The organism is Campylobacter sp. IFREMER_LSEM_CL1097 (genome assembly GCF_025772225.1).
Lineage (GTDB): Bacteria > Campylobacterota > Campylobacteria > Campylobacterales > Campylobacteraceae > Campylobacter_D > Campylobacter_D lari_D.
Genome location: NZ_JAKMRT010000013.1, coordinates 34,014 through 42,793 on the forward strand (window position 1 = coordinate 34,014; position 8,780 = coordinate 42,793).

The window sequence follows — 8,780 nt, forward strand, 5'->3', positions numbered from 1 at the left end:
AAATGGAAAATAAATTTTATGAAATTTTAGAAAATATACTAGAAGTAAAAGTTGATGAAAATTCAAATTTAAGCATGCAAAATTGCAAAAATTGGACTTCTTTAAATCATATTGATATAATCATGAGCTTAGAAGAAGAATTTGAAATCAAATTTAGCAAAGATGAATTAAGTCAGCTAAAATCACAAAATGAACTTTTGCAAGCTATTAAGGAGAAATTATGCTAGAAAATACAAAAGAATTATTTAAACTAATAGAAGAAAAAAATCCACTACACAAAAAATGTTTAGATGGATTACAACTCTCTAAAGAAGAATATGAAGATTTAGAAAAGCTTATTGTTTATTACAAAGATACACTAAATATTACTTTAGAAGAACAAGCTCAAAGCTATATAGTTGTATTAAATGATACTTTAGAAGAAACTAGATATTTTATAGAATTTGGAAAATATAGATATAGCACCTTAGCAGAAGTAGAAAATATGGTGTATTTTAATGAAAACTATATGAAGCAATACATGGTAGGTCTTGCTATATCTTCTTTTATATGGAATGCTCATATTGAGGTTAGAAGATATTTTGCTAAGTATATAGATGAAAAACAAAATCAAGAAAATACCTATCTTGAAATAGGACCAGGACATGGTGAATTTTTTGTTAAAGCCCTAAGAAGTCAAAAATTTAAAGAATATTTTGGCATCGATATATCTCCTATAAGTTGTCAAATGAGCAAGGATATGGTAGAAAATCAGTTTGGCGAAATAAATACTAAATGCGAATTTATATGTAAAGATTTTACCAAATGTGAGTTTAACAACAAAGCTGATTTGGTAGTAATGGGAGAGGTTTTAGAACATGTTGAACAACCTTTACAATTTATGAAAGATGTAAAAGCCTTATTAAATGATAATGGAGAAATCTTTGCGACTATACCTATCAACGCTCCTGCAATTGATCATATTTATTTATTTTCTCATCCTGATGAAGTTAAAGAATTACTTAATAAAGCAGGATTGAAAATCAAAGAATGTGAATATTTTATGGCGAATAATTATTCTTTAGAAAAAGCACTAAAAACAAAAAATGCTATTGTAATGGCAGTAGTTTTGGTCAAAGAATGAATCTTTTTTCACCAAATTTAAAAAGAAATGATCTCATAAAACTTAGCAAGGAAAATCATCATAAAAAAATTACTATTAATGTTTTTAGAAATCACTCTTTTGAAGTGATTTCAAGCATACTAAATGCATTTTTAGCCTTTAGTAAATTAAAGGCTGAATTTAACATAAGCTCTTATGATGATAGTTTAAGTTATGATAATTTTCAAAAAGCAGATTTAAACATCATATTTATAGATTTAAACAATTATAAAAAAAATGTAGATGATTTTATCAAAGAAAAAATACAAGAGCTATCAAGCATTAGCAACGCTCCTATCATCACACTTTTACTTGGTAATACAAGCTTAAAAGAATATAGTATTTGCAAAATACTAAAGCCCTTTTTAGATGAAAATCTCATCACAGATGATAGTAATTTTGAAATAAATGCAAGCAGACTTAGTAATAAAGCTTGTGTAAAATTAGCCCAAATTCTAGGACTAAAAATCCTACCTAGCCTTTTACAACCAACTTTAAAAGCAATCATCATAGATCTTGATAATACCTTATACCAAGGAATTTTAGGCGAAGATGGTATTGAAAATCTTACTTTATCTAGCAATCATAAAGCCTTGCAAAGTGAGCTTTTAAATTTAAAAAATCAAGGTTTTTTACTCGCCATTGCTTCAAAAAATGAAGAAGAAGATGTAAAAAAACTTTTTTCACAAAGAAAAGACTTTTTATTACAACTTGATGATTTTAGTATGATCAGGGCTAATTGGAAAAGTAAAGACGAAAATATTAAAGAAATTGTAAATTTTTTTAATATAGCTTTTGATAGTGTGCTATTTATTGATGATAATATAGCCGAAATTGAAAATGTATCACACCTTCATATTAACACCTTGCTAGCTGATGAAAATAGTGCTTATAGTTTAAAGCTCTATCCTAGACTTTTAAAAACAAGCTTTAGCAAAGAAGATGAGTTAAGAAGTGCTGATATTAAAGCAAATTTACAAAGACAAGAGCTTGTCAAGCTTAGCCCTAAAGAGTATTTTGAAAAATTACAGATTTGTTTGAAATTTCATATCAACCACACGGATGAACTTGAAAGAATTTCACAACTACTTAATAAAACTAATCAATTTATATCAAATTACTCAAGATTAAGCTTAAAAGAGTGTGAAGAATTTATGCAAAAATATGCTATTTTGACTATAAGCATGAGTGATAAATTAAGTGATAGTGGCATTATAGCAATTTTTTTAGCTTATAAAGATGAAACAAATTTAATCATAAAAGATCTTTGCATAAGTTGCAGAGCTTTAGGAAGAAAGCTTGAAAAAATTATGCTATATAAGGCTATAGAGTTATTACATGTGCATTTTAATACAAAAGAATGTATTTTATACTTTCAAAAGGGCGAAAGAAATATGCCATTTTTAGAATTTTTATATAGTTTAAATGCAAATATAAAAGAAAATTTTGCTCTAATCCAAAAAGAAATGATAAATTACGAAGGACTTATAATTGAAAGCTAGTTTTAATAAAGCCAAAATAGCAGGTATAAGCGTTTGCGTGCCTAATAAATGTATAAACATAGATGATTGCTTAGAAGATGTTTTTCAAAATGATGTCAAAATGCTAAAAAGAATGAAAAAAATTTCAGGCATACAAGAAAGATTTATCGCTGATGAAAATATTAGCACAACAGATTTAGCCTATGAAGCAAGTATAAATTTATTTAAAATGCTCGATTTTGATAAAAATAAGCTTGATATAGTGATTTTTGTTACACAAACTCCTGATTTTTTTATGCCATCATGCGCAAACTATCTTCACAAACGATTAAATTTAAAACCTCAAACCATAGCTTTTGATGTAAATCAAGCGTGTTCGGGGTATTTATACGGCTTATTTATAGCTTTTTCTTTTTTAGAAAATCAAAATGCAAAAAATATTTTATTAATTTGTGGTGATACTTTAAGCAAAACCATAAATCCTTTGAATGTAAATTTAGCTCCAATCTTTGGCGATGGAGTAAGTGCAACACTTATAAGCAGTGCAAATGAAAAATCGTTTTTTAAGCTTTATTCTAATGGAGAAGGTTTTGACAAACTCATCATACCCAATAGAGCTTTTGCTAAACTTAATGAGAGTAAAAGCTCCAATAAAGAAATATTTCAAACCAATAAGCATAGGAGCTTAGATAATCTTTACATGGATGGGGCTGAAATTTTTAACCAAGCATTTAATCTTGAGAGCCAAAGTATAAAAGAAATGCTTGATTTTTGTGAAAAAAGTAAAGATGAAGTGGATTATTTTTTATTACATCAATCCAATCAATTTTTAGTTGATTCTATTATAAATGACTTGGGTATTGATAGCTCTAAAACACCAAATTTTTTGATGTCAAAATACGCTAATTTAAGTGCTTGCTCTTTACCTGCTTTACTTTGTGAAATGCAAAAAAATGATTTTAGTGCCATTTTAAGTGCTTTTGGTGCTGGATATGCCTGGGGGAGTGCTTATATAAATTTTGATAAAAACTTTAAAACTGATACAATTTCAATTTATAAAGGAGAAAAAAATGACTAAAGAAGAATTATTAGAAGCTATTAGCGAAGCTATGCATATGGATGAAACACTAAAAGAAAATATGATTTTAGATGATATTGATGAATGGGATAGCTTAGCTTTTGTATCTATCATGGTATTATTTAAAAACTCACTTGGTAAACAAATTAGCGGTGATGATCTTAAAAAATGTGAAAAAGTAAGCGATCTTTTAGCTTTAGCTGGTGTTTAAACAAATATTTGTTTAAACTCTTTTCACACTTAAAACAATCTGCTCATTTTCCTCTTTAAAAGTATATATTAAATCATCACACTTATATGAGATTTCTTTTTTACAAGTTTTATCTTTTAAAGGTTCTTGTAAAATTTGCGGTAAGTGTTTTTTAATAAGTAATTTCATAGGTATACCCATACCATGAGTTAAGTCTTTAATAAATTTGCCATCTATTTGTTTTTCATCTATAACTTTTATAAATTCAACATCAAGTCCATGTTCTTTTAAAATATTAACATATTCTTCTTTTTCTTCTAAAGGAACATATTCATCAAATTTAGAATGATAAGCAATATATTTTGGATTTGGATATTTTGCTTGTATATTTAGATGATCTTTATTTAGTGTTTCTCTAATGAGTTTTCTAGCAGGTGAAAAATAATAAGGGGATTGTTTGTTTGTAGTCCATAGTGTTTTTTCAGAAGCACAAAGTTTAATATTATTAAAATAGTGAAAGGTTCCAAAGCAAAAATACTCAGTATAATCAACTTCTTTACCAAAACCTATAACTCTCCATAAATTAGTAAGACTAACATGGGAAGAATTATCCATTACAACATCAACAAGCCAAGGAGCTATTTTTGCACATAAATTTGCTAAATAACCTCCATGAGACGATCCGATTAAAATATGCTTTATACCCCCCCCATAGCTTTAAAAGGAGAATTTTTTCTAATATATAAAAGAGCATTTAGTATATCTGTTGCTTGCATGATACCAAAATTTTGATATTCATTTTTGGTAGGCTGTAAGCTCACACTTAAATCCAAATAATAATCTTTGTCAAATTCCCAACTATCTTTCTTTTTTTGAATTTCTTTATTAAGATAATCCATAGCAGGATGAAATTCTTCAAAAGTATTAAGTTTTGATATATCATAAGGAATTTCTATGTCAATAGCTTTTAAGCTTGCATCAAAAATAAGTTTATCAATATCATCTAAATACCATTGTGCTCCAGTTTGAGGACGATTACCTATACCATGATAATTTACACTCAAAACTGCTACATTGTAATTTCTAGCACAATAATCACTTATATAATAAATGCTTTTTATATCACTGCCAATACCGTTTATAACGCAAACAATGGCCTCTATTTCTTTACTATCATCATAAGTTAATTTAAATTCTAATTTACTTTCTCTTTTTATATTTAATTCTACATCATCACAAGAGTCTATGAAATAAGTTTCATTTTTTAACATTTAAAAAGCCTTTGCTAGTTTTAGATATATTTTATCAAACAATCTCTAAAACAAATTTATCATTTTCATCTTTAAAGGTAAAAACTTTATTTTTACAAGGATAAGATATACTATCTTTTTTCATACTAAATGTTTTATCTTTTAATTTTTCAAGCATAATAGGTAATTCTTTATTAAATAATGCCTTATCAGGAATTCCACACCCATGAGTTAAATTTTTAATAAATTTACCATCTATATCTTTTTCATCTATTAGATGAAAATCTACTTCATAATTTAAGGCTTTTAAAATTTCTATCATAGAAATTTTATGATCAGCTGGAGTTAAATCATCTTTAGCGCTATGATAACTTGTATAAATAATATTTTTATTCTTTTGAGCTTGTAAGATCAAATGATCTTTATTAAGTAAAGCTCTTATTAAATAATTTTCATCAGCAAAATAATAAGGTGAGTTTGGGTTTTTGCGTGTCCAATAAGTTTCCACATAACAATGAACTTTACTATTTAACTCATCTTCGTTTAAAATAGCATCACCTTTATTTAAATCCCTTCCTATGATATATCTTAACGGAGGCAATGCAGCACCTGAATTATCTATCACTCCATCTACATACCAAGGAGCTATTTTTGCACACATTAGTGCCACTAAGCCACCGTATGACCCCCCCCCCGTAAATTTTAGGTAAAGATTTAAATTGAGGATAATTTTTCATTATATCTTTTAAGGCATTGATATGATCGATAGCAGGCATAATGGCAAAATTATTATACTCATTGTTAGGTGGGATAAAAGTCACAGATAACTCAACCTTATAGTCTTGATTTAAAATTCCTTGTTCTTTTAATATACTCATTTTTTGATCAAGAATTTGATAATATTTTTCTATATTTTTTGTATTATCTAGCACTTCAAATTCTATTTCAAAATCCCTGAAAGCCTTTTCAAATGTTCTTATATCGTCTAATAAAAAAGTCATTTCAGCGCTATATTTATCCACATCAGAAACTCTTTGGCAAAAACAATGATAAAATACATTTACAGCTACTACATCAAATTTTTTAGCTATAAAATTTCTATAACTTTCTAGAAAATGTATATTTGCATTTGCTCCATATCCACCTATGATAAAAACAATAGCTTTCATTTGCTTACTATCATCATAAGTGATTCTATATTCTAATTTACTTTCTCTTTTTATATTTAATTCTACATCATCACAAGAGTCTATAAAATAAGTTTGATTTATGAGCATATTTTTCTTTCTTGATATTATAATTTATATGCTATTATAACTAATTAAAATACATTCAAAGAAAAAAGTATGAAATATATATTTAAATGCAATGATAAAAAATATTCCAATATAGACTTAATAGAAGCTTTTAAAAAACTTGGTATTAAAAAAGGTGATATTTTGTGTGTACATAGTGAATTGATGAAATTTGGTATTCCTTTACTTCCTAGAAATGAATTTTTACAAACTATATTAGATTGTTTTTTTGAAGTTATAGGTAAAGAAGGTACTTTAATCATGCCTACATTTACTTATAGTTTTTGCAAAAATGAAGTTTATGATAATTTGAATTCAAAAAGCACTGTTGGTGTTTTAACAGAATATTTTCGCAAATGGGGGGGGGGTAAAACGCACCAATGATCCTATATTTTCATTTGCCATTAAAGGAGCTAAAGAAGAATTGTTTTTAAAGGACACTACAAGTTGTTTTGGAGAAAATTGTGTGTATGAAATTTTAGCCAAAGAAAATGGAAAATTACTTTTATTTGGCTCTAAAATAGCCGGGTACACTTTTAGTCATTTCATAGAAGAAAAAGCTCATGTTCCATATAGATATTTTAAAAATTTTAGTGGAAAAATTATTGATGAAGATGGTAAAATACTCCAAAAAAATATTAAATACTATGTTAGAAAATTGGATGAAAATTCAGATTTAGATGTTGATAAACAAGTAGCTATTTTAAAAAATGATGATAATTTTAATATTTTAAATTTTTCCAATGCTCATATAATAAATATCAACATGAAAAACTATTTAGAAAAAACATTAAAAGCTTTAAAGGATAACCCTTATTGTTTGCTAAAGGAATAAAATGACAACTCATATCAATGATTTTTTACAAGAAAGTGTTGCTAAATTTGGAAGCAAAAATGCTTTTGTTGAGTTTAATGGTAGAAGTATAGGCTATAAAGAATTTGATGATTTAAGTAAAAAAATAGCAAGTAAAATTCTTTCTAAACTTCCTACTAAAAGTACACAAGATCCTGTATTAATCATACTTCCTAAAGGAATTGATTGTTTGCTTTCTTTTTTTGGTGTAGCAAAAAGTGGAAATTTTTATACACTTTTAGATGAAAAAAGTCCCAAAGAGCGTGTAGAAAAAGTTATAGAAGTTTTGAAACCAAAGCTTTTAATTACTTCTAAAAAATTAAATTTAGATTTTAATCTTGATACCATTTTCACAGAAGATTTTGAAAGCTTTGTTATAAATGAAAATGCTTTAGAAAAAGCTTTAAACGATCACATAGATACTAATTTACTTTATGTCTTTTTTACAAGCGGAAGCACAGGAACTCCAAAAGGAGTAAGCATAAGCCATAAAAGTGTGATTGATTATACTTTTTGGGTATGTGAAACTTTTAAACTAGATCATGAGGATATACTTGCTAATCAAGCACCATTTTACTTTGATAATAGCATATTAGATATATTTAGCTCTGTTAAAATGGGAGCTACGCTTCATATACTGCCAAATCATCTTTTTGCTTTTCCAAATAAAATTTTGGAGTATCTAGAACAAGAAAAAATAACAACAATTTTTTGGGTACCTTCAGTGCTGATTTATTTTGCTAATACCAATGCTCTTGAAGCCTTTACACTAAGGCATTTAAATAAAATTCTTTTTTGTGGTGAAATCATGCCAAATAAACAACTCAACATTTGGCGCAAATACCTTCCTAGTGCTTTATTTGCTAATCTTTATGGACCTACTGAAATTACCGATGTATGTTCTTTTTACATAGTTGATAGACAATTTAGCGATGATGAGCTTTTACCTATAGGAAAAGCTTGTAAAAATACCCAACTTTTAGTCTTTGATGAAAATTTAAATTTAATTACTCCAAGTCAAGTGGGAATTAAAGGCGAGCTTTATGTAAGAGGAACTTGTCTTTCTTTAGGCTATTACAACGATAAAGAAAAAACAAAGCAAGCTTTTATGCAAAATCCTTTGCATGATAATTACCTAGACTTGCTTTATAAAACAGGTGATGTGGTAGCTTATAATGAATTTGGTGAACTTTTATGTTATGGACGGATAGATCATCAAATCAAATATATGGGTCATCGCATAGAACTTGGAGAGATAGAAAGTATTATCAATTCTCATGAGAATGTAAGAAATTGCGCTTGTATTTTTAAAGAAGAAATTATTTGCTTTTATGAAAGTAAGGAAGAGTTAGATTTTAAAAACTTTTTAAAAGACAAACTCCCTGTTTACATGATACCTAAAAAATTTGTCAAAATAGAACAATTTGCTTTAAATGCAAATGGGAAGATTGATAGGAAGGTTTTGAGTAAAAACTCTTAAATCTCCACTCTT

The 8,780-nt window shown here is 27.2% G+C and carries 8 protein-coding genes and 2 pseudogenes; 7 read left to right on the plus strand and 3 right to left on the minus strand.

Going from position 1 to position 8,780, the window contains the following annotated elements; translation table 11 throughout:
• Positions 1-2: 2 nt before the first annotated feature.
• From L8W64_RS06530 to L8W64_RS06550, 5 genes are read left to right on the plus strand one after another with little or no spacing between them, the layout of a single operon-like run.
• Positions 3-227 (plus strand): acyl carrier protein, encoded by a 225-nt coding sequence (locus L8W64_RS06530; RefSeq protein ID WP_087699877.1) that lies wholly within the window; start codon positions 3-5, stop codon positions 225-227.
• Entirely contained in the window at positions 221-1,123 is a 903-nt protein-coding gene (locus tag L8W64_RS06535) for a class I SAM-dependent methyltransferase (RefSeq protein WP_263673237.1), read from the plus strand. The genes L8W64_RS06530 and L8W64_RS06535 overlap by 7 nt, the downstream gene beginning before the upstream one ends.
• Positions 1,120-2,643 carry an HAD-IIIC family phosphatase gene (locus tag L8W64_RS06540; protein ID WP_263673239.1) on the plus strand — a complete coding sequence of 508 codons (1,524 nt, stop codon included), beginning with the start codon at positions 1,120-1,122 and terminating at the stop codon, positions 2,641-2,643. Before L8W64_RS06535 ends, L8W64_RS06540 begins: the two co-directional genes overlap by 4 nt.
• Positions 2,633-3,700 (plus strand): beta-ketoacyl-ACP synthase III, encoded by a 1,068-nt coding sequence (locus L8W64_RS06545; protein ID WP_263673241.1) that lies wholly within the window; start codon positions 2,633-2,635, stop codon positions 3,698-3,700. The genes L8W64_RS06540 and L8W64_RS06545 overlap by 11 nt, the downstream gene beginning before the upstream one ends.
• Positions 3,693-3,911, plus strand: coding sequence for an acyl carrier protein (locus L8W64_RS06550; RefSeq protein ID WP_263664915.1), 219 nt, complete (start codon positions 3,693-3,695; stop codon positions 3,909-3,911). The genes L8W64_RS06545 and L8W64_RS06550 overlap by 8 nt, the downstream gene beginning before the upstream one ends.
• A 12-nt stretch (positions 3,912-3,923) precedes the next feature.
• Here L8W64_RS06550 and L8W64_RS06555 read toward each other — a convergent pair.
• The 3 genes and pseudogenes from L8W64_RS06555 to L8W64_RS09000 all read right to left on the minus strand — a co-directional run bounded on the left by L8W64_RS06555 (position 3,924) and on the right by L8W64_RS09000 (position 6,417).
• Positions 3,924-5,161 (minus strand): annotated as a pseudogene (locus tag L8W64_RS06555) (DUF2920 family protein).
• 34 nt (positions 5,162-5,195) lie between these two features.
• Positions 5,196-5,801, minus strand: coding sequence for a DUF2920 family protein (locus L8W64_RS08995; protein WP_412175214.1), 606 nt, complete (start codon positions 5,799-5,801; stop codon positions 5,196-5,198).
• Positions 5,755-6,417 carry a DUF2920 family protein gene (locus L8W64_RS09000; protein ID WP_412175215.1) on the minus strand — a complete coding sequence of 221 codons (663 nt, stop codon included), beginning with the start codon at positions 6,415-6,417 and terminating at the stop codon, positions 5,755-5,757. The genes L8W64_RS08995 and L8W64_RS09000 overlap by 47 nt, the downstream gene beginning before the upstream one ends.
• Positions 6,418-6,486: 69 nt before the next feature.
• Here L8W64_RS09000 and L8W64_RS06565 point away from each other — a divergent pair.
• A pseudogene (locus L8W64_RS06565) lies at positions 6,487-7,270 on the plus strand (AAC(3) family N-acetyltransferase).
• A 1-nt stretch (position 7,271) separates the two neighbouring features.
• Positions 7,272-8,768 carry an amino acid adenylation domain-containing protein gene (locus L8W64_RS06570; RefSeq protein ID WP_263673243.1) on the plus strand — a complete coding sequence of 499 codons (1,497 nt, stop codon included), beginning with the start codon at positions 7,272-7,274 and terminating at the stop codon, positions 8,766-8,768.
• Positions 8,769-8,780: the final 12 nt, after the last annotated feature.